General features: G+C 63.8%; 12 protein-coding genes. 4 read left to right on the plus strand and 8 right to left on the minus strand.

The genetic code is table 11. From position 1 onward, the window contains the following. The first annotated feature begins 9 nt into the window (after nt 1-9). From EYV96_RS14530 to murD, 3 genes are all read left to right on the plus strand, one after another. On the plus strand, nt 10-2697 hold the full coding sequence (locus EYV96_RS14530; RefSeq protein ID WP_276320320.1) for a bifunctional aspartate kinase/diaminopimelate decarboxylase: 2688 nt from the start codon (nt 10-12) through the stop codon (nt 2695-2697). 190 nt (nt 2698-2887) lie between these two features. Further along, a complete protein-coding gene (murL, locus tag EYV96_RS14535; RefSeq protein ID WP_131152246.1) occupies nt 2888-4231 on the plus strand; it encodes a UDP-N-acetyl-alpha-D-muramoyl-L-alanyl-L-glutamate epimerase in 1344 nt (447 codons plus the stop codon). Nucleotides 4232-4244: 13 nt separating this feature from the next. Beyond that, complete coding sequence (gene murD, locus EYV96_RS14540) at nt 4245-5603, plus strand: UDP-N-acetylmuramoyl-L-alanine--D-glutamate ligase (RefSeq protein WP_131152247.1); 1359 nt, start codon at nt 4245-4247, stop codon at nt 5601-5603. Between the two features lie 9 nt (nt 5604-5612). Here the strand turns inward: murD and EYV96_RS14545 are convergent, their stop codons facing one another. After that, a complete protein-coding gene (locus EYV96_RS14545; protein WP_131152248.1) occupies nt 5613-6590 on the minus strand; it encodes an alpha/beta fold hydrolase in 978 nt (325 codons plus the stop codon). 131 nt (nt 6591-6721) lie between these two features. Here EYV96_RS14545 and EYV96_RS14550 point away from each other — a divergent pair, with 131 nt between their 5' ends. Next, entirely contained in the window at nt 6722-7549 is an 828-nt protein-coding gene (locus EYV96_RS14550; RefSeq protein WP_131152249.1) for a helix-turn-helix transcriptional regulator, read from the plus strand. Nucleotides 7550-7580: 31 nt separating this feature from the next. On the opposite strand, the gene EYV96_RS14555 is transcribed toward EYV96_RS14550, so the two are convergent. The 7 genes from EYV96_RS14555 to EYV96_RS14585 all read right to left on the minus strand — a co-directional run bounded on the left by EYV96_RS14555 (nt 7581) and on the right by EYV96_RS14585 (nt 22910). Next, entirely contained in the window at nt 7581-8018 is a 438-nt protein-coding gene (locus EYV96_RS14555; RefSeq protein ID WP_131152250.1) for a universal stress protein, read from the minus strand. Nucleotides 8019-8183: 165 nt separating this feature from the next. Beyond that, on the minus strand, nt 8184-10277 hold the full coding sequence (locus EYV96_RS14560) for a M13 family metallopeptidase (RefSeq protein WP_131152251.1): 2094 nt from the start codon (nt 10275-10277) through the stop codon (nt 8184-8186). A gap of 126 nt (nt 10278-10403) precedes the next feature. Next, nucleotides 10404-13736 carry a GH92 family glycosyl hydrolase gene (locus EYV96_RS14565; RefSeq protein ID WP_131152252.1) on the minus strand — a complete coding sequence of 1111 codons (3333 nt, stop codon included), beginning with the start codon at nt 13734-13736 and terminating at the stop codon, nt 10404-10406. 129 nt (nt 13737-13865) lie between these two features. Beyond that, complete coding sequence (locus EYV96_RS14570) at nt 13866-17654, minus strand: translocation/assembly module TamB domain-containing protein (protein WP_131152253.1); 3789 nt, start codon at nt 17652-17654, stop codon at nt 13866-13868. Between the two features lie 3 nt (nt 17655-17657). Next, nucleotides 17658-19430 (minus strand): autotransporter assembly complex protein TamA, encoded by a 1773-nt coding sequence (locus tag EYV96_RS14575; protein ID WP_131152254.1) that lies wholly within the window; start codon nt 19428-19430, stop codon nt 17658-17660. 211 nt (nt 19431-19641) lie between these two features. After that, nucleotides 19642-22239, minus strand: coding sequence for a glycosyltransferase family 2 protein (locus EYV96_RS14580; RefSeq protein ID WP_131152255.1), 2598 nt, complete (start codon nt 22237-22239; stop codon nt 19642-19644). A gap of 203 nt (nt 22240-22442) precedes the next feature. Beyond that, entirely contained in the window at nt 22443-22910 is a 468-nt protein-coding gene (locus EYV96_RS14585) for a Dps family protein (RefSeq protein WP_131152256.1), read from the minus strand. Nucleotides 22911-23028: the final 118 nt, after the last annotated feature.

Here is a 23028-nt window from a genome sequence, read left to right on the forward strand (position 1 = left end):
GGCGCTCGAATGCCCGTTGCAATCCGCCTGCTGCGGCGCAACACTCACCCGATTGTCTTCCCCAACCACCTGTCGAAGGTATCCGTGAACCCGCAAAGCCCCGCGTCGCTTCCTGCCGACGCATCCTGGATCGTGATGAAGTTTGGCGGCACCAGTGTCGCCACCCTGCCGCGCTGGCAGAACATTCTGGAGCTGGTAGCCAGCCGCCGCGCCGAAGGCGCCCGCGTGCTTGTTGTCGTTTCGGCACTCTCCGGCATCACCGACGCACTCAAACAAATGTGCGCACAGGAAGACAAGGGCAAACGTATCGAGGCTGCCAAGGCGATCGCTCAGCGTCACTATGACCTGCTCGATCACATGCAGCTGGCGGTTCCGGCAAACCTCGACGCCCGCCTGGGCGAACTCGCGATCCTTGCCGAGCAGGGCCCGTCCGTACTGGGCGAGCTTGCGTGGTCGGCGCTGGTGCAGGCGCATGGCGAGCTGCTCAGCAGCACGCTGGGCGCGGCGTTCCTCACGCACAGCGGCCTCACCACGCAGTGGGTCGACGCGCGCGAATGCCTCGCCGCCGTGGCGCTGCCCAACCAGAACGAGCGCACCAAGTTGCTCTCGGCGATGGTCGAGGCCAAGCCGGATCCGTCGTTGAATGCGCGCCTCGCGCAGCAGGGCGACGTTTTCATCACGCAGGGCTTCATCGCGCGTGAAGAACACGGTCGCACCGTGCTGCTCGGTCGCGGTGGTTCGGATACGTCGGCGTCGTACTTTGGTGCGTTGCTGAAAGCGCAGCGCGTGGAAATCTGGACGGACGTGGCCGGCATGTTCACCGCCAATCCGCGCCAGGTCACCGGTGCCCGCCTGCTGCAGCGACTGGACTACGAAGAAGCCCAGGAAATCGCTTCGACCGGTGCCAAGGTGCTGCATCCGCGTTGCCTTTCGCCGCTGCGCGAACCGCGCGTGCCGATGCTCATCAAGGACACCAATCGTCCGGAACTCGAAGGCACCGTCATCGGCCCGGAAGTGCGCGAGCATGCGCCGAGCGTCAAGGCGATCAGTGCCCGCAAGGGGCTGACGCTGGTGTCGATGGAGTCGGTGGGCATGTGGCAGCAGGTCGGTTTTCTTGCCGACGTGTTTGCGCAGTTCAAGCAGCATGGCTTGTCGGTGGACCTCATCGGTTCGGCAGAGACGAACGTCACCGTGTCGCTGGATCCCACGGAAAACCTGCTCGATTCCGACGCCATTGCGGCGCTTGCCAGCGATCTGGCGAAGGTGTGTCGCGTCAAGGTGATCGCGCCGTGCGCGGCGATCACGCTGGTCGGTCGTGGCATGCGTTCGATGCTGCATACGCTGTCGGGCGTGCTGGCGGAATTTGGTCAGCTGCGCGTGCACCTGATCTCGCAGTCGTCCAACAACCTCAACCTCACCTTCGTGGTGGACGAGAACGTCGTCGACGACCTGCTGCCGCATCTGCATGAGCTGCTGATCGCCGCGGGGGCTTTGCGCACCGATGACAGCGCCTTGTTCGGTCCGAGCTGGCAAACGCTGTATGGCACCGGCGAAGCGATCGTTCCGGCTGCGTCGTGGTGGCGTTCGGAGCGTCGCGACGAATTGCTGGCCATCGCCGCAAAGGGCACACCGCGTTACGTCTACAACCTGCCGACCGTGCGTCAGCAGGCGCGTGATCTGAAAACGCTTGGTGCGGTGGATCGCCTGCATTACGCGGTGAAGGCCAATACGCATCCGGCCATCCTCAAGGCACTCGCCGAGGAGGGGTTTGGCTTCGAATGCGTCTCGCCCGGCGAAATGAAGGCCGTGATGGCCGCGGTGCCCGAATCGTGCCCGCTGTTGTTCACGCCGAACTTCGCGCCGCACGAAGACTACGCCTGGGCCCTGACCACGCGTGCAACGGTGTCGCTGGATTCGCTCTACCCGCTGGAGCATTGGGGTGAGACGTTCCGCGGCCGCGAGATTGTGCTGCGCCTCGATCTCGGTCGCGGCCTGGGTCACCACGAAAAGGTGCGCACGGGCGGTAGCGGCAGCAAGTTCGGCTTGCCCGTCGAGCTGCTCGATACCTTCCTCCGTCTGGCGGACGCACACGGCGTCACCGTGCGCGGCCTGCACGCGCACCTGGGCTCGGGCATTCTCGACGACAGCCATTGGGGTGAGGTGTACGGCCAGCTGGCCAGCATCGCCGAGCGCATCGGCAGCGTGGAATACCTGGATATCGGCGGTGGCCTCGGCGTGCCGTCGCATCCGGGCGAAGCGCGTCTGGATATCGCGGCGCTGGATCGCGTCCTTCGGGGCGTCAAAGCCGCCTATCCGCACTACAAACTGTGGATGGAGCCTGGTCGCTATCTGGTCGCCGATGCCGGCGTGCTGCTGACCTCGGTCACGCAGCAGAAGGGCAAGGGCAGCTGGCGATATCTCGGCGTGGATACCGGCATGAACAGCCTCATCCGCCCGGCGCTGTACGAAGCGTGGCACGAGATCGTCAACCTGACCCGTCTGGACGAGCCGGCTGATGGCCTGTTCCAGGTAGTGGGCCCGATCTGCGAAAGCGGCGACGTGCTCGGCTCGGACCGCCGCCTGCCGGAACCGCTGGAAGGTGACGTCATGCTTATTGCCCAGGCCGGTGCCTACGGCAAGGTGATGTCCTCGCCGTACAACATGCGCGACGACGCCGAGGAGATCATCCTCGGCTGATGTCCACCGCACCCCGGCCCGCCAGGCCGGGGTGCGAGACGCAGGCAAGATGCCTTCTCCCCTGGTTGGGAGAAGGCCGTTTCCGCGGGGCGTGCCTGGGCAATGCCTGGCGATACAAGCCCCCGCAAGACAGATTCAAGGCAGCTTTCCGCCATGCGACCATGGCAAGGTGCCGTGACGGAGCAGACGAGTGAGCACCAGCATCCAACCCCGCATGACCCAGGCTTTCCGCTTCGTGCGCTGCAGCTATGCCGATGGCGTGGCCGAGCTGGTGTACGCGTTCGATCATGGCGAGGAGCTGGTCGAGCGCGTGACGTTCCCGAACGCACCGGCGATTGCGCCGCCGTACCAGCAGGCATTCGAGCGCGCGCTCAAGCTGCTGCACCTGGTCGCGGGCGTCAGTTACTACAAGGCCGGCGTGCCGCCGAGGATCGAAGTAGTCGCTGGTCCGCTGGATGACGGCACGGCCGATCTGCTCGATGCGCTTTACCTGCACGGCCTGGCTGAGTTTGCCTATCGCAACGGGCTGGACCTGCGTGGCCGCATCAACTTCCCGCGTGGCGGCGCGCCGGTGGCGAAGCCGCATGCGTTGAGCTTGCCCAAGCGCACGCTCGTGCCCATCGGCGGTGGCAAGGATTCGCTGGTAGCGGTGGAGGCGATCAAGTCCATCGGTGGCGAAGCGACGGCCGTGTGGGTGGGCAACTCCGAGTTGATCGCCGCGTGTGCCGAGCGCACGGGCTTGCCGACGCTCAACATCAAGCGCGAGTTGGCGCCGCAGTTGTTCGATCTCAATCGCGTGGGTGCCTGGAACGGCCACATCCCGGTGACAGCGGTGAACTCCGCGATCCTGGTGGTGGCTGCGCTGATCTACGGTTACGACAGCATCGCCTTTGCCAACGAGCGCTCGGCCTCGGCCGCCACGCTCGAATACGACGGGCAGGCCGTGAATCATCAGTGGAGCAAGGGCTACGCCTTCGAGCAGTTGCTCAGCGACTGGCTGCATGCGCACGTGGCCGCCGACCTGGATTACTGCTCGCTGCTGCGACCGTTCTCCGAGCTGGCCATCACGCGCACGTTCTCCAAACTCACGCAGTACTTCGACGCCTTCTCCAGCTGCAATCGCAACTTCCGCATCCTGGGTCCGAAGCCGGCCGATCGCTGGTGCGGTCAGTGCCCGAAGTGCCATTTCGTCTTCCTCGCGCTGGCGCCGTTCCTGAGCAAGCCGCGCGTGCTGCAGATCTTCGGGCGCAACTTGCTTGACGACGAGAATCAGGCGGCAGGTTTCGACGCGCTGCTGGAGTACCAGGACCACAAGCCTTTCGAATGCGTCGGCGAGGGTGCCGAGGCACGCGCCGCGATGTATGCGCTGAGCCAGCGTTCCGAATGGCAGGAAGACACGCTGATCGCACGCTTCCGCCACGAGATCCTGCCGCAGCTGGATCCGGCGGAGTTGTCGCTCGAGCCGTGGCTCAAGCCGTCGCCGGAACAGCGTATTCCCGCGCGCCTGCTGTCGGCGCTGGCGTTCTTCGACTAAGGATCGTTGAGGCATGCGCATCGCGGATCTGGCCGGTAAACGGGTCGCCATCTGGGGCTTTGGCCGCGAAGGACGGCTCGCTATCGCAAGCTTGCGCCAGCGACTGCCGGGCCTTGCCATGACGCTTTTCTGCGCCGCTGATGAAAACGATGCCGCGCACGCATTCGATGCTGCGCTCACAGTCGCAGGGCACGAGCCGGACGCAGCAGAGCTGAGTGCATTCGACATAGTGGTGAAATCGCCGGGCGTGTCGGCCTACAAGCCGGCCTTGCTGGCAGCACTTGAAGCCGGCGCGCAGGTCACCTCCGGCACCGCCCTTTGGTTTGGCGAACATCCGAAAGCCCGCGTCATCGCCATCACGGGTACGAAAGGCAAGAGCACGACGACGGCGTTGCTGGCTCATCTTGCGCGTTCACTGGGCGTGCGCACGGCGCTGGCCGGCAACATCGGGATGCCGTTGCTCGAACTGCTCGACGCCCAGGCGGAGCTGTGGTGCATCGAGCTGTCGAGTTTCCAGACGGGCGAAGCCGGTCCGGTGGACCTGGGCGTGATCACCAGTCTTTACGAGGAACATCTCGACTGGCACGGCTCGCGCGAGCGTTATGTGTCGGACAAGCTCAAGCTGGCCGATGTGTCGCGCCGCCTTCTGGTCAATGGATGGCAGTCGGCGCTGCTGGAACGCACGGCGCAGCATCCGCAGCGCGAGCTCTTTGGTACGCCTTCCGGCTGGCATGTCCAGGATGGGGCCATTTACCGTGGCAGCGAGCGCATCGTGGCGGTGAGCGCGCTCTCGGTACCGGGGCAGCACAACGCTCTCAATGCCTGTGCCGCGCTGGCGTCGCTGGAGGCCATGGGCTACGACGCACGCGCCGCCGTGCCCGCGCTTTCGACCTTCCGACCGCTGCCGCATCGTCTGCAACCACTGGGCTCGCACGACGGTTTCGACTGGATCAACGATTCGATCAGCACCACCCCCCTGGCCACCCTGGCCGCACTGGACAGCCTGAAGGGTCGCGACGTGACGGTACTCGTGGGCGGCCATGATCGCGGGCTGGACTGGTCGGCATTCGTTGACGGCGTTCTGGTGTCACCGCCGCACGCCATCGTGTGCAGCGGTGCCAATGGCCCTCGCATTGCCGAGGCCTTGTTGGCTGCGAAGGTACAGGCGCGCGTCGAACTGCGATCCACTTTGGACGAAGCCGTCACCCTCGCGCGCGATATCACGCCGCTGTCAGGCTGCATTCTGCTCTCGCCGGGTGCCCCCAGCTTCGACCAGTTCCACGACTACGCCGATCGCGGCCGCCACTTTGCTGATCTGGCCGGCTTCGACGGCCACGCCATCACGGGTATCGAGGGCCTGGGCGTGCAGTGATGCGCGCTGTCAGACGCCCCACAATCGCCTTGCCTCTTCGGCGATGATGTCCGGGAACTCTTCCGGGAAGAACAGCTTCGCACCATGGATGTAACGCACGCCGCGCGATTTGGGCAGGACGCGATCCAGATGCTTCGGGCTGTCCGCGGCGAAGATGTCATCGCCGGTCCCCCAAAGGATGCGCGTCGGCACCTGCAGTGAGCGCAGCTTTGCATCGACGCCCGTCATCGGATTGGGCGCCAGGCCCATCGCATACGCGTCGGTCAGTTGCTTGCGGGCCGGCGACGCCACGAGTGGTGCGAGATACATGTCGATGGTCTCGTCGGCGAGCTTGTCGGGAAAGGTGAAGGTCAGCCCGCCTAGCCCCTTGTCCGATCGTGCAAGGTCCTTGTCGGCCACCCACGGCACCAGCCACTCCTCGGCGTAGCGACCCTTGCGCGCGAGTTCGATCACGGGCAGTACGGCGGGCGGAGGGCAATCTTCCTCCACGTCGCAATTGGTGAGCAGCAAGGTGCGCACTCGCTGGGGAAAGCGTGTGGCAAACATTTGCGCGACAGCGCCGCCGCTGTCATTGGCAACCACGTCGACCGTTTGGACGTCCAGACGATCGAGCAGGGCGGCGAGCATGTCGACCTGGGCGGCGGGCGTCACGGGCTGGCCCGCGGCTACCTGCGTATAGCCGAGGCCAAGCCAGTCCGGCGCAATGCAGCGTCGATACGGCGACAGACGCGCCAGCGCATCACGCCATTGGAAGCTGTTGAGCGGGAATCCGTGCAGGAAAAGGGCGGCCGGACCCTGGCCGCGTTCGACGTAGGCAATGTTGCCTTGTGGCGTGCGTACGTAGCGGCGGGCCGCGTGGTGCGCCAGGGCATCGTAGGGCTGGGCGGCGCTTGCCGATGCCAGCGCCAGGGCGGGGCGTGCGAACGAGGCAAACAGGCCCCCGGCGACGGTGCCTGCGGCGAGGCCAAGAAACTGACGACGGAACATGATGGAACTCCTGGGCAGAAGGTGGCGCCATCTTTCGCCGGTCGGGTCATGCGCTCAATGACGTGCCAGGTCATGTCGGCTTGACCTGGCAGGTCATGGTTTCAGTTATCGACGGGCCGTATGCTCGCGGCATGAACCGGACTGCTGCCTCGCTGTCGCCCCCCGCCGCCTCGCATGTCGGGGTCCTCCTCCGTGAATGGCGGGCGTCCCGTCGCCTCAGCCAGCTGGATCTCGCGCTGGAAGCGGACATATCCACGCGCCATCTCAGTTGCGTGGAAACCGGCAAGGCCCAGCCCAGTCGCGAACTGCTGGCGCGCCTGGCGCACGTGCTGGACATGCCGCTGCGCGAACACAATGCTTTGCTGGTGGCGGCGGGCTTCGCGCCGGTCTATCCGGAATCGGATATACGCACGCCGGCGATGAGCCAGGTGCGCGGTGCCATTGAAGCCATCCTGCGGCAACAGGAGCCTTATCCGGCCTTCCTGCTGAACCGCCACTGGGACATCCTGATGGCCAATGATGCGGCACTGCGCGTGAATCGCTTCGTCATGCGCGGCAAGGAGAGTGCGCACGCCAACATGCTGCGACAGTTCTTCGATCCCCTGGACTTCCGCCAGGTGGTAGCCAATTGGGACGAGGTGGCCGGCAACCTGATCCATCACCTGCACAACGAGGTAGCGGCATCGCCATCCGATGCGCGTGCACGCGCCTTGCTCGATGAGGTGCTGGCTTACCCGGACGTGCCTGCGCGCATGCGCGTGCGTGACCTCGGTGCGGCGCCATCGCCGCTGCTCACCACGGTGCTGCGACGCGACGAGCACGAACTGCGGTTCTTCTCGACCATCACGACCTTTGGCACCCCGCGCGACGTCACGCTGGACGATATCCACGTGGAGTGTTGCTTCCCTGTGGATGACGCGACGGCGGCCCTGTGTCGATCGCTTGCCGCTGACGCCTGAAGAAAGGGCCGCTGTCAGCGGCCCTTGTTCATCAGCGGCAAACCAGCACCGGTACGGGACTGGAGAGCAGCACCTTCTGCGTAACGCTGCCCAGCAGCAGCTTGGTCAATCCACGCCAGCCATGCGAAGCGATGACGATCACATCGCAACCCTGGTCCTGGGCCGCCTGCGTGATGACCTCGTCGGGACGGTCGCTTTCGACGGTCAGCGTCTGGCACGCGACGCCGGCCTCGGTGGCAAGTTTCTTCACGTCTTCGAGGTACTTCTTTGCGCGCTCAGCCGATTCCAGCACGTAATTGGCTTCGCTGGCGGCCAGCATCTCCGCCATATAGGTCACCGAATGAAACGGCGGAACGACATGGATGGCGGTCACGCGCGCGCCATCGGTCTTGGCCAGGTCGATGCCCATGCGCACGCCGCGCATGGAGAGCTCCGAACCGTCGGTGGGGATGAGGATGTGCCTGAACATGTGTTCTCCCTTTGCGGTAATGGCGCTCGTGCCGTGGCCGCGCGGGCTATGGCCGACCGCTGTCTTTCGATTATGGCCCTTTAGCAAGTGAAGAAGCCGCAGGCGCGAAAAAAGGCCGCACCCCTGCGAGTGCGGCCCTGTCGATAAACCCATGTAGCCCGGGTATTACCAGATCTTCACGCGATCCTTGGGCGCGAGGTACAGCTTTTCGCCCGGCGCCGGCTTGAACGTGTCATACCAGGCGTCGAGGTTGCGCACCGTCTGTGCGCGGAACTGGCCCGGCGAGTGGCCGTCGGTCACCACCTGCTGGCGCAGCGCGGAATCGCGGGTCTTTTCACGCCACGACTGTGCGAAGGCGAGGAAGAAACGCTGGTCGCCCGTGAGTCCGTCAATCACGGGTGCCGGTTTGCCACCGAGTGACTTCTGGTACGCCGCATAAGCGATGGCGAGGCCCGAGACGTCGGCGATGTTCTCGCCCAGTGTCTGCTGGCCGTTGATGTGCAGGCCGGGCAGCACTTCATAGGCGTTGTACTGCTCGACCAGCTTCTGGCCCGCGGCCTTGAAGTGCGCCTGATCTTCCGGTGTCCACCAGTTGCGCAGGCGCCCTTGCGCATCGAACTCGGCGCCGGTGTTGTCGAAGCTATGACTGATCTCGTGACCGATGACGGCGCCGATCGAACCATAGTTGGCGGCCGCGTCAGCATGCGGATCGAAGAACGGCGCTTCGAGGATCGCGGCCGGGAAGTTGAGCGCGTTCTGCAGCGGCAGGTTCACCGCGTTCACCGTCTGCGGCGTCATCCACCACTCAGCGCGATCGATCGGCTTGCCCAGCTTGGATAGCTGGTAGCGATACTCAAACTCCTCGGCGCGCAGGTGGTTGCCCACGGCATCGTCCGGCTTGATATCGAGCGATGCGTAATTGCGCCAGGTTTCGGGGTAACCGACGCCCACCTTGAGCGTGGTGATCTTTTCCTTGGCCTTCTGCTTGGTGGCCGGCGTCATCCAGTCCAACGTGTCCACGTGATCGTTGAACGCGGCCATGATGTTGCTGACCATGTCCTGCACCTGCTTCTTGGACGACGCAGGGAAGTAACGCTTCACGTAAATCTGGCCGACGGCATCGCCGAGCGCGCCATTGGTGGCACTGATGCCGCGCTTCCAGCGATCGCGCTGCTTGGGCGTGCCGTTGAGGGTGTGGCCGTAGAACTCGAACTGGGCCGTCGCGATGGACTTCGGCAGCAGGCCGGCGGATTCATTGAGCACGTGGAAGTCGAGGTAATCCTTCCAGGTCTGCAGCGGCTCGCTGGCAACCAGTGCGGACAAGCCCTTGATGGCATCCGGCTGCCACACGGTGATCTGCTTCTGGCCATCCAGTCCGGCAGCCTTGAAGTAGGCATTCCAGTCCAGTCCCGGCGCCTTCTTCGAGAAGTCGGCGAGATTCCACGGATTGTTGGCCTTATGCACGTCTTCGCTGTCGACAATGCTCGCCTGCGCCTTGGCGATCTTGGTTTCGAGATCGAAGACGGCCTTGGCCTTCTTGTCCGCATCGGCGATGCCACCCTGCTTCATCAGGTCGGCGATATAGGCCTGATACTTTTCACGGATGGCAACCATGTCCTTGTCATTGGACAGGTAGTAGTCGCGGTTGGGCAGGCCCAGGCCGCCCTGCAGCAGGTACGGGACGTTGTGCTCGAAGTCGGTCAGGCCCTGCGTCACAAACAGGCCGAACAGGTTCTGCGTCCACCAGTTGGTGGCGTTGACCGGATCGACGTCGGCTCGGAGCGTGCTGCCCAGGGCGCTGGAAAGTTCGCCGGCATTCTTGATGGCGTCGATCTTGGCGAGGGCCGGCTTGACCGGTTCCAGGCCGCGCTTTTCGATGGTCGCATCGTCCATGAAGGCGGCGTAGTAATCGGCAATCTTGCGCGCGTCGGTGCCGGCGGCCGGATTGCCCTTGCCCATGTCGCGGATCAGTTCCGCGTTGCGCTTCTCGGCCTTCTCATAAACCTGCAGGAAGATGCCCGTGCTGGCGCGGTCGGCCGGGATCTGCGCCGTCTTGGCCCAGGTGCCGTTGGCGTACTTGTCGAAGTCGTCGCCCGGCTTGACCGCCTTGTCGATGCCGGCGAGATCAATGCCGGAAGCCGAACGGGCCTCCTGCTTGGCGGGCGCGTTGGGTTGTGCGGCAGGCGTGGCGGCGTAGGCCGTGACGCTGGTAAGTGCAGCCAGGATGGCAACGGAAAGAAGACGACGAGCGCGGTCCATGGGGCTCCCCTTGCGGAAGGTTGGGGTCAAAGGTGCGCCCACGATAGCGGCAGCCCGCAAGAGTTTGGGTATGACCAATGGGCTAGCGCCGGCATCGCGTTTTCTTGCGATGCCGGCGCTTCGGCGTCAGTGCTTTGCGCCGAGCAGTTCCAGTTCGGCCAGTTCGACGGCCGAAGACAAGGTGAGTCGGTAATAGCGGTAGCGATCAGGGTGCGCGATCAGGAACGGACGCGTCTGGCGATCCCAGGCAAAGCGCTCACCCGAGCGTTCGTCGAGCAGGCTCCATTGCTTGCCGTCTCGCGAGCCTTCGAGTCGCCACGCGGCCGGAGCGCGCTGGTGATCGCCGGAGGTCAGCGTGTACATCGCAACCTGTTCGGCCGTGCTCGCCTGCCATTGGATGCTGGCGCCCGCAGGCAGGGAGACCGTTGTCGTCGCATCGTTGTCGACCAGTGGCGCGAGAGCCACATTGACCGACGTGGACAGGGCATCGGCATGACCGTCAAGCAGGTCGGTCATCGGCGCCGGGCGTTCGCCTTCGCGCGTGATCGATGCCGGCAGTGCCTTGGTTCCGGTTCCCCATTTCGACGGTTTGGGACCCATGTCGAACTCAAGCGTCGCGCCTTTGGCGAGCAGCGCATGCGGCAAGGTCAGGCTGTTCCACGCCTGGCCGTTGACGCGCAGGCTTTGCACATAACGGTTCGTATCGCTCACCTTGGGCGCATCGATCACGATATGTGCGCCGTTCTCAAGCCGGATATCCATGTGCGGGAAATACGGCGCGCCGATGACATATTCCGGCGTACCCATGCGCAGCGGATAGAAACCTGCCGCGCTGAAAATCCACCACGCGGACATTTCGCCGTTGTCTTCGTCGCCGGGATAGCCCTGGCCAATTTCGCTGCCGACATAGAGCCGCGACAACACGTCACGCACCTTGTCCTGCGTTTTCCAGGGCTGTCCGGCTTCGTCGTACATGTAGATGATGTGATGCGACGGCTGGTTGCTGTGACCGTACTGCCCCATGCGCACATCGCGCGCCTCGAGCATCTCGTGGATGACTTCGCCGTAGCTGCCAACATCAAAATTGCCGGGCGTGGCGAAGAACTGGTCAATCTTGGCAGCAAGCTTGTCGCGGCCACCGTAAAGCGCCGCGAGGCCGGCGCCATCCTGTGGTGCGTGGAACGCCATGTTCCAGGCGTTGGTTTCGGTGTAGTCGCCGCCCCAGCGTTCCGGGTTGAAGTTGCTACGGTCGTAACGCCACGCACCCTTGGCATCGCGTCCGATGAAGAATTTCAGTTCGGGATGGAAGAGGTGGACGTATCCAAGCGCGCGGTTGCCGTAGTACGTCGCGTCAGCTTCATAGCGCGCCGTGTCGCCCGATGAGGCGGTGAGCGACTTCGCCAGATTGCCGATGGCGAAGTCGTTGATATAGCCATCCATCGACCACGACAGCCCCTCGTTCACTGCGGTGTCGGTATAGCCATTGAAGTTGGCGCGTTTGATGCCCTTGCGGCCCGTGCCCTTGATCGGGCTGACGACAGAGGCGTCGCGGATGGCCGAGTCGTAGAACGACTGCACGTCGAAGTTGCGCACGCCCTTGAGCCACGCATCGGCAAACGCGACATCCGAACTGGTGCCGACCATCAGGTCCGCATAGCCCGGTGACGACCAGCGCGCGATCCAGCCGCCATCGCGGTATTGCTGCACGAATCCGTCGATCATCTCACCGGCTTTGTGCGGCGTGAGCAGGGTGTAAGCCGGCCACGCGGTGCGATAGGTATCCCAGAAGCCGTTGTTGACGTAAACCTTGCCGTCGAGCACGTGGGCGCCTGTGGCGGTCGGGGTGTCCTGGCTGGTCGCGGGTGAGAACGGGCTGGCGTACTTCCAGGCAGGCGCGTCGGCGGTGCCCGTGTTCTCGGAGGCGGAGTTCGGGTACAGGAACAGACGGTAGAGGTTGGAGTAGAGCGTCGTCAGCTCATCATCGCTGGCGCCCTTGACCTCGACGATGCCCAGTTGCTCGTCCCAGATCTTCTGGGCACGGTCTTTGACGGTATCGAACGTGTCGCTGGCAGCGATTTCCAGTTCGAGATTCCTGCGTGCCTGATCGATGCTGAGCAGTGACGTCGCGACGCGCAGCGTGACCTCTTTGGTCTTGCGCGTATCGAAACCGATCCATGCCGTGACGGCATCGCGACCTTCTCCCGTCAGGCGGCCGCTCTCGCGTATGGGCTGGTCGGCCACGGCATAGAAGAACAGGCGCGTGGCGCCGGTGGACAGTCGGCTCTTGACGTCCGAGTAGCCGCTGAAGCTGTTGGACGCGGCATCGATGGTGACGCTGCCATGGTTGTCGCGGTTGTCCAGGATCAACTGCGAGCGGTTTCCCTCGAATCGAAAGCGGAACATGGCCGCGTGATCCGTCGGCGTCACTTCTGCCCGGATACCGTTGTCGAACTGAACGCGATAGACATAGGGGTGCGCGTCTTCCATGTCGTGGGAAAACGACAGCGCGCGTTTTTCCCGATTGGCCGATGGCGCACCTTGTTCGACGGCCGCAGGCATCAGCTGGAACGTCTGGCGGTCACCCATCCACGGACTGGGTTCGTGGGACAGCGCCAGCGCTTCAAGGCGTGGCCGGTTCTGGTCGTTATTGCGTTCCTGGTACTGGTAGATCCAGTTCGCGCCGGCGTTGGTGACTGGGGTCCAGAAGTTGAAGCCGTGGGGCAGGGCCGTTGCGGGGAAGTTGTTGCCGCGGGAGAAGTTGCCGTTGGAGTTAGTGCCGCGCAGGGTGTTTACCCGGTCGCTGGGACGACGGACGGTATTGGCAGGCGCGAACATCTCGATCCGGATGCTGTCGATATAGCCCTCAAAGGCGCCCGCTGGCCCGTTGTGCACCAGTTCCACGGCGCGGAGACGCCTGCCCTCCGGCATCCTTCCCAAATCGACGCTGACGTAGTTCCACTGGTCGGGGTAGAGCACGCGTGCATCGCCCTGTGCCCTGGCGTCCAGGGCGACACGGTGTTGATCTTTGGTGCCCATACCGGACAGGCGCGTGCCGTCGTCGAACAGCAGATCGACGGCAATGTAGTTGGCGAGGTTGCGCAGGTCGCCCGGCACGGACTGCGGGAATACGACATAGCTCAGGCGCAGGTAATCGCCCGACCGGTCAGGGATGTCGTAAAGACGAATGCGCTGCTCGCCTTCCTGGTTACCCATGTAGTGGAGCGAATGCAGACCGTCGAAGCCGACGCCGGGCTTGGCGGTTAGTGCGACTTTCGTGGAAGGGCCCCCCGCGATGGCCACGCCGAACTGGGCGTTGCCATGTTCGGCGGGGTCGGAGGCCGGCTTCTCGAAGGAAAAGAACAGATCGGCTGAGGGCGCGAACGCCTTCGCCGCGCAGGCCAGGGCCAGTCCGGCCGCTACGGCAGCCACAAGGGCCGTATATCCCCAAACTCGAGCCATGCGCCTGTCATCCCCTCGGTGGTCGGCAGGCCCGCTCAAAGGGACCTGTCTCGGCAAGTTTTCCCCGATTTAAATCGTTCTAAATTGACGCTGTCAAATGGCGGTGCAGCATGCCGCAGAGGGCTGGGCTCACTTTTCGATGCGGTAGTTCAGGCTTGCCCGGTTGAAATCCGTGGCATTGAGCGCCTCGAAGTTCCAGCGGTGATTGAAGATGTAGCGCAGCGTGATCACCTGGCCCGGATCAAACAGGCCGACGCCGTAGCTCAGGTACAGGCGGGGCGAGAGGTACTTGCCGACGGTGAAGGCGGAGCCGCCGCCGATCGCATCATTCGCCTGCACGCCGATGTCGTCCACGCCCATCCTGGCGCCGATGGTCTTGGCCAGCATGTCTCCGGCGGCCGAGCCCAGTGCCTGAGCTGCCGCGCCCACGGCGCTGCCTTCGCCGCCTTTCACCTGCGACAGCGGCTTGCCCGTGATGAGGTAGGAGAGGGCGTCGGATTGCTCCATGACGGGATTGGAGAACACCGTCAGCACGGGACGCTTGGCCGTGCCGGTGATCTGCAGGCCCACTTTCTGGCCTTCGTCGATGGTGGCGTTCGGATTGAGGTTGCGTACCGCGCGGATATCCAGGCCGGGGTTGTCGATGGGCGTGGTCGCGAACAGCAGGCGTCCCTGCTCGATATGCAGGTTCTGGCCGTGCGCGCGATAGGTACCGTCGACGGTGATCTGCCCCTGGCCGGTGGTGGCCGTGCCGGGGCGTTCGCGAACGCGCAGCTGGCCGCTGAGGTTGCCGTCCAGGCCCATGCCGACGAGATGCGTCTTGTTGCCCAGGTTGACCGCGATGTCGGCCATGATCGGCAGCTTCGAGGCCTTCTCAGCCTGTTGATCTTCGTCGACGATGACGACGTCGGGCGAGGCCTGCGTCGCGCCGCCACCGGGTAGTTTGTCCACATCGATATCGGCGCTGTCGAGCGTGACGGACCCGCCCACGGTGATGCCTTTTTCGTTCTGGTCCAGCGTGAGGTCGGGCGAGACCACGACCACCGCAGCCGGGATGTTGGTGGCGGTGAACTGGCTCCCCTTCACGGTGATGGCGGCATTGCCGCCTTCGCCCAGGCGCGCCGTGCCGGCGACGGTGAGCGAGCCCTTGCCCGATTGCACGGTGCCGTCAACGCGGAAGTTCTGCGCATCGGTGGTGGTGATCGCGACGTGGCCTTCCTTGAGCTTCAGGCCAGCGTTGGGAATCTCGGTGGCAAATCCGTCGAGCACGGCCTGGCCTCGAATCGCAGGCTGTTTCACGGTGCCGCCGAGCAGGAAGTCGCCGTCCAGCTTACCCTTCACGTTATCCAGTTCGCTGGTAAACATTTCGACCAGCGCGAGATTGGTGACGTGCAGGCGCACCTGTCCATCCAGCGCCTGTTGCGCACCGGTGATGCCGATCTGGCCATCGAGCAGGCCGTCATTGCTCAGATTGGCGTGGATGTTGAACCGCTGGCTGTTTGGCGTGAGGTTCGCGTTGAGCGCGAGGTTGCGGTAGGTGAGGATGGGTCGATCCGCGTGCTGCACCAGGGTGATGCTGCCTTGCGTGGAGGTGATGCTGGCCTGGCCGTTGAGTGCGCCGGCGGCGTTGCGCTTGATGTTGCCGCTGCCTTCGAGCACGCCATCGGCGCGCATGGGCATGTCCTTGCTTTCGACCATCGTCATGATCAGCGCAAGCGGCAGCGAGCGCAGGTTGTAGCTCGCGTCGAGATTGCCGGCCTTGTCCTGTTTGGCGTTGACGCAAAGCTGCGGTTCGCCGCCGGACAGGCAAAGGTCGGACAGGCTCATGGCCCCATCGTTGTAGGCAAGCTTCGATGGTGCCGTGAGGCGGAACGGCGGGAGATGCTGCGCTTCGAGCGTCAGCGTGGACAGGGTGCCGTTCCAGTTTTTCTCCTTCAGCGAACCGTTCAACGCGATCTGCGTGGACAACTGGGTGCCATGCGCGTCCAGATGGAGATTGTGGCGCTCGCCGGTGCCGTCGCCACGCAGGGAAATCTGCTGGAAAGCCAGGCCGCCAGCTTCAACGGTGGTCGCGGTGACATCGAGCTTGCCGCCCGGTGTGCTGATGTCCGGCACGTCGGCCGTCAGTTGCAGGGCAGCGACTTTCTCGTCGCCATAGCCGAGCGAGCGTCCATGCAGCTGACCATTCACGCTGAGCTTCGGATACAGGCCGCGAACACGGAAATCGCCCTGGAGTGCGCCGCCACTGTTGGGCAGCCAGTCGGCGAGCGAGGCGACGGCCAGTTGCAGCTGGATGTCGTTGCTTTTGCCGGGCTTGGCCTCGACGGTGATGGTGCTGCTGCCGCTGGCCAGTTGCAGCTTGCCATCGACGACGTTCGACGGTGCGAGGTGCAGTTTGCCTTCGCCGCGTAGTTGTCGTTCGCGCAGTCGGCCGGTGAGTTTGCGAATCTCCAGCGTCGCGTCAGGCTGATTCTTCGGCAGGGTGCCTTCAGTGGCGATGTCGAAATCCATCGAGCCGCCCCAGCCGGCGAAGATCTGGCCGGGATCGAGCTTTTCGGCCTGGGCTTGCAGGTTCCAGCCGAACTCCGGTTGCAGTGTGAGTGAGCCTTTGGCATCCATGTGGCCGCTCTTCGGGCCCTGGATGGCAAGCGAGTTAAGCGTGATGAGTTTGGGCGTGCCGTCGATGTTGAGTGTGAACTTCGACAACTGCGAGGGCGGGCCGGCCTGGACTTCACCTTCGGCGTGGAACCGATCGGCGCTGCCGCGTGCAAGGAGTTTGCCCTTGGTGTCGAGATCCTGGCCCACCAGCGTCGCGGGCAGTCGCACGTTATCCCAGGAGACGTCGAGGTTGGCGCTGACGGGTTGATCACTTAGTGCCACGGTGCCATGCACGTTGGCGCTGCCGGTGAACTGCGGCGATGCCAGGGCCAGTTGCTGCAACTCCAGCGTTTTCAGGTCCTCGCTGAAGCGAGCTTGCAACGGTTTGAGATCCAGCTGGTAGTCGTTGAGTTCGACGCGTCCGTTGACGGTGCCGCTGCGTCGGTCGCCACTGCCTTGCAAACTGACGCCAAGCTGCTTGAGCGAGCTTTCCCCCAGCAAGACTTTGGGATCGAAGGTGGGAGCATCGAGTTTGGCCGTCCAGGGATAGGCGCCGCTTTGCTGCAACTGCAAATGCAGTTCGGCGGGCATGGGCAGGGTGAGCTTGAGTGTGACGGTGGCGTTTTTCCCGTCGCCTTGCGCTTCCAGAGCGCCGGCATAGTCGGTGCCAGCCACGCGCCAGGCGAAGACCGCCTTGCCCTGGCCCTTGTACTGACCCATCGCCGACAGCTGCCCCTGCAGATCGGCGTTGCCATCGGGGGCCTTCAGCGAGAGCTGGTGCAGCTCGATGCCTTGCGATGTCCAGCTGCCGGCGAGATCGAGACTGTTCGACGCAAAGACCGGTGCGCCATCCTGCGTGACCTTCACCGAGCCCACGTGAATGCGGTCGAGGATCAAATCAAGCGGCGGCTTGAGCGAAAAGCTGCTTTCCGTCGGCGGCTCGGGTGGCGTGGTTTTCAGCGCCACGTCCACGCCGTCGACGTTGAGATCGAGGACGTGGGCGCTTTTGCGCAAGAGCGGCAAAACGCGCAAATCCAGGTGTGCTTTGGCAACGGTGACGTCAACGGCCTTGCCGTCGTTGTATCGCAGGCCCTCGATATCCAGAGGGCCCACGAGACGGCCCTGCGCATGTTTTACCGAGAGCGCGCCATCCGTGAAGCCCTGCGCGCGGGCCAACGCGAATCGAAGGCCCGATGATGTGCCGATCAACCAGCCGACAAAGCAGGCGAGCACGACCAGCAAGCCCAGCAGCGAGAGCAAGGTCCAGCGCAACCAGCGACGGCGCGGACGGGGAGCGGGTTGTTGAGTGTGGTCGGTCATCGTTTACAGATCCGGTCCGATGACGAGATGCAGCTGCACGCCGTGCTCTTGCGAGTCGTGTACAGGGACGCCAAGATCCACGCGGATCATGCCGACAGGCGACAGCCAGCGTACACCCAGGCCGGCGCCGACGCGGGGGCGATAATCCGTGCCGGTGAACGCGTTGCCGGCATCCACGAAGGCGGCCATGCCCCAGTTGCGCGTGAAGTAGTGTTCGACTTCCGTGCTGCCAACCAGCAGGTTCTCACCGCCAATCACGCGATCATAGGAGTTGCGCGGTCCGATGCTTTCATACGCATAACCGCGCACCGACCGGTCGCCACCGGCGAAGAAGCGAAGCTGCGGTGGCAGGGCGCTGAAGTCACCCACCCAGGTGGCGCCCGCCGTGCCGCGAATGATCAGGCGATCTTGCGCATCGTTGAAGGCGCGAATCCATTTGGCGTCAGCGATCACCTGGCTGAAACGCGTATCGGAGGCAAGCGAACCCAGCGTGCTGCGTGCGGTGAAGGTGAGCGACCAGCCGCGACGGACGAAGATGGGATTGTCACCGCTCTTGCGCGACAACGTGGCTTCGGCATAAAGCAGCGTGCTGTTGCCGTGTTCGATGCCCAGCGTGTTGTCCGGTTCGCCACCTTTCTTGCCCACAGTGAACGTGCCCGACAGGGCGTTCATGCCGATGGTGCGCGTCCATCCCAGCCACTGTCGCGTTTCGTTGGCGACCAGTCCCAGTGTCCGGGATTTCGATGTGCTGGTATCCGAATCACGATAGTTGGCGCCGAAATTGAAGCTACGCTGGTTATCGCCGGGCATGGGAATCGAGTAGAGCGTCTGCACGGTCTTGAGTTTCTGCGCCAGCACAAGGTCGTTCTTCCACTTGTGCCCGCGCGCGTTGATCCAGCGACGCTCCATGCTGGCACGCAAGCCCACGCCCGTGTCGGTGCCGATGAAGGGGCCGCCGGTGTAGACCGTGCGCTTGGCCGGTGCCAGCTCGACTTTCACGTTCACCACGCCGCCGCCTTTCGACTCCACGTCGGGCATGACGTTTACGACGGAAAAGTAGTCGGCGCCATTAAGCGCCTGCTGAAGCGACAGCAATTGCGACTGGTTGAAGTAGTCGCCGTGCTTGAACGGGACGTAGCGATCGAGGAAGCCCTCGCGGAACTGCGAGCCTTCGAAGTGCACCTCGCCGAATTTGTAGCGCGTGCCCGCTTCCCACGCGAGTTTCACGACGGCGCTGCGATTGCCGCGCGTGACTTCGACGCGTCGCTCGGTCAGCTTCGCATCCAGGAATCCGTAGGCGGTCAGCGCGCCGGACAACTGGTCGCGCAGCTGGTCGTACGTGCCGTGATTAAGCTGCTGGCCCTTGAGTGCCTCGATGTTCTTTTCGGCCCGGCGAATCGGGCCGATATCCATGGCGGTCTTGTCCAGCTTCACCTGGACGTCGGTAATCATCACCGGTTCGCCCGGGACGACGTGCAGGGAGACACGCCAGTTGCCATCGCTGGCCGGCTGCAGTTCGCCGGTGACCTTGGCTTCGTAGTAACCGTAAGGCTGCAAGGCGAGGCCGGCCTGAGCTTCGGCACGATCGAACAGGCGCCGCACCTGCGCCTCGGTGACTTCGCGCGTCGTGTACTGCGACAACTCGACCTGGGAGAGCACCGCCGCCTTGAGCGTGTCGTCCACGCCATCGACCACCAACTGCACGCCTGCATGCGCGAGCGAAGACAACATCAGCAGGGGCAGGGCGACGAGGCCCAGGCGAGGGTTACAGCGCATGCACAGATCCGTCCAATGGGGCAGCGGGGAGGGGGAATTCCCGTGCCTCCCAGCTTAATGGCTAGAGGATGGACCGCAAAAGGATGATGGGTGCGTGAGGAATAGGGATTGGAAGAGCGGTGAACGGAGGAACAGTGAACGGTAAGCGGACGAGCGGAGAAGGCTTGCGGGAGCCCGCTTTTACCTGTTCACCGTTTACCGTTCACCGCTCTCACCCCGCCTTATCGCCTGCCTTGTGGGCAATCCAGGCACCGGCGACAGCCGAGACGTACGGAATGGACTGCGCAGCCAGGATGAACATCCACAGCTTGCTTTCGAGGTAGCCCGAGCCATAAGCCATGGCCATGCCGATGATGCAGAGCATCAGGGCGCAGGCCATCAGCAACTCTTCGCGCACCGGAGCGAAGGCCGCGAAGTTGCTGCCGCCAATGCGGCGGCTCTTGGCAGTCACCACGAACGAGGTCTTCTCACGGGTCAACCCATGCAGGATGCCGCGTGCAATGGCGTGTGACAGGCCCATGCTGGCCACGGAGGCCATCAGGGTGTCGTACCAGCCGCAGGGGACGCGTGCGCGGTAGAGCACGATGCCGAAGATGGCCTTGGCGAAGAAGAAGCCGATGACCGGGATCAGGAAGAGCTGCATTGGCAGGTTGAACAGGCTCGGCGCGCCCACCATGCCCGCGGTCCAGAAAATGGCCATGAGCGTGAATATCAGGTGCAGGGCATCGGCGAACCAGCTGAACCAGCCGGTGAGGAAGTGGAAGCGCTGGCCGCCCGAAAGCGGGCCCTTCTTGGTCATCCAGTCCCAGCGGCCCTTGAGGATCTGCATGGCGCCGAAGGCCCAGCGATAGCGCTGGCTCTTGTAGGCCTTGAAGTCGGCCGGGGTCAGGCCCTTGCCCATGAGCTCGTCGACGTAGACCAGCTCGTAGCCGGCGTGCATCAGGCGCAGGCCAAGCTCGGCGTCTTCGCAGATCGTCCACTCGGACCAGCCGCCCGTGCCTTCCAGCGCGGAGCGGCGGACCATCGTCATGGTGCCATGCTGGATGATCGCGTTGCGCTCGTTGCGATGGTGCATGCCGATGCGGAAGAAGCCGTCGAACTCCCATGCGGTCATGCGGCGGAAACGGTTGTGCTCGAAGTCGCGATGGGCCTGCGGACACTGCACCACGGCCACCTTCGGGTCGTGGAAGTAGCCGGTGAGGGTGGACAGCCAGTCTTCGCGCACCACGTAGTCGGCGTCGATGACGGCCACCACATCGGCACTGGGGTCGGTTTCCTTCAGGCCAAAGTTGAGCGCACCGGCCTTGAAGCCCGGCCACGGTTCCAGGTGGAAGAAGCGGAAGCGGCTGCCGAGCTTCTCGCAGTACTCCTGCACCGGCTTCCAGATGGCCGGGTCCTTGGTGTTGTTGTCCAGCACCAGGACTTCATAGTTTTCGTAGTCGAGCTTCGCCAGGGAGTCGAGGGTGACGAAGACCATCTCCGGTGGTTCGTTGTAGCAGGCCAGGTGGATCGACACGAACGGCTGCTTGGCCGGCGGATCGGGGCGCAGCATGCCCGCATGGCGCACCCAGCCACGGCTCCACAGCACCTCGGTGAATTCGAAGCCGTTGATCAGCAGGATGCCGAGGATGGCGATCTGGGCCGGGAACAGCAGGACCAGCATGGTCCAGTCGATCCAGCTCAGGTAGAAGTTGAAGGGCAAGGTGGCCGACCAGACGATCAGGCCGCAAGCCAGCTGGATCAGCGCGCAGAAGAAGAAGCGGCCCGTGAGCTTGAAGCGGCTGTAACGACGCGCAAACCAGATCATCGGCACCAGCGCCAGCAGGCTGGCCGCGAGGGCTTTCCACGGCCATGCGACGTCTTCCGTCACGGGGCCCGTGAACGGGAACTTGAGCTGGCGATCGGCGTTGAACACGCCCCAGTAAGCCTCGGTGCGCCCGGAGAGCTTTTCCTTCCAGGGCTGATCGAAGGCTTCCATGATGTAGTAGTCGATGCCTTCCGCCTTCGCCTTGTTGAACCACTGGCGCAGGAAGATGGCCTCGTCGGATACCGACGGCTTGGCGTACTGGAAGCGGTCGCCGTTCGATGGCCAGCCGATTTCGCCGATGACGATGTGCTTGTTCGGGAACAGCTGCTTCAGATAGCGATAGTTGCCCATCGCGTCGTCGATGCCTTCCGAGCGCGGGCGACCGTTCCAGTAGGGGAAAAGGTGGACGGTGATGAAGTCCACGTGGTCGGCCAGTTCCGGGTACTTGGCCCAGATATGCCACGGCTCGGCGATCGACACGGGCTGTTTCAGCGCCGCGCGGGCACGGTCGGCGTACGCCATCAGCTGTTCCGGCGGGATGTCGTTGCGGAACAGGACTTCGTTGCCGACGATCACGCGGGAAATCGAATTGGGGTAACGGCGGGCCTGGGCGATCAGTCCTTCCAGTTCCAGCTCGTTGTTGTCCAGGCGGCGGTCGATCCAGGCGCCGGCCATGACGTCCAGGCCTTCCTTCTCGGCCAGGCGATAGACCTGGGGGTTCTGCAGCGTGGAGTAGGTGCGGATGCGCGGCGAATAGCGCTTGATCAGCTTCAGGTCGCCGTCGATTTCCTCTTCGCTGGGGAAGTCGTTCTTGAGCGGGTTCTGATAGCGCTGGAAGGCCGACAGGGCGAAACCGCCGATCGGGCCCTTCCAGTCATCCGGGCCGTGGGGGTAATTGCCGCCCCACCACAGGGCGATGTTCATGGCCGCCACGACCATGGCGAGCAGGAAGGCTGCAAGCAGCGGGTGCCGGCTATCCTGGTTGGCTGCTTTGGCGCTCAAGAACGATCCCCGTGAATGCCTCACAACACGAGGCCCTTAAAGCCCGAGGAGCTTACCGAGGCACGGACAATCGCTCAAGAAAAGCCTTGGGGCGATGGTCAGGGTGAGGTCAGGGGCCGGGGTGTCCGAAAGTGATCCGGCGGGTGCGCAAGGGCCGCAAAGGGTGCGGAGACTCTCCCGGCCCCTGTTCACGGGAGCTGGCCTTACGCGAGGAGCGAGCGCAGCATCCAGGCGGTCTTTTCATGCTCTTTCAGGCGGCCGGTGACAATGTCGGCCGTGCCTTCGTCGCCCGCCTCGTCGGCCACCTTGATGACCTGGCGGGCCGTATGGGCGGCGATTTCATGGCCTTCGACCAGCTGCCCGACCATGTCCTTCCACTCCGGTACGCCGGATTCTTCCTTGATGGTGGTCAGCTTGCCGAACTGGCTGTAGGAGCCGGGGGCGAACACGTCCAGGGTGCGGATGCGCTCGGCCACTTCGTCGGCGGCCAGCCACAGCTCGTTGTACTGGGTCTCGAACATCGTGTGCAGGCTGTTGAACTGCGGGCCGGTGATGTTCCAGTGGAAGCTGTGGGTCTTCAGGTACAGCGAATACGTGTCGGCAAGCAGCTTGGACAGCTGCCCGGCGATCTTCTCGCGGTCCTTTTTCTCGATGCCGATGGAAATACCCATGGTTTTTCTCCTTCCAAGGTTGAAAAAGCGGAATCTGGATCGAGCTTAGCCGGGCCAGCCGTTAGGGAAAAATGAATCCTTTCGATGTTCCCGATAGCCACCAGCTATCATGTCCAGT

The organism is Dyella terrae (genome assembly GCF_004322705.1).
Classification (GTDB): Bacteria; Pseudomonadota; Gammaproteobacteria; order Xanthomonadales; family Rhodanobacteraceae; genus Dyella_D; species Dyella_D terrae.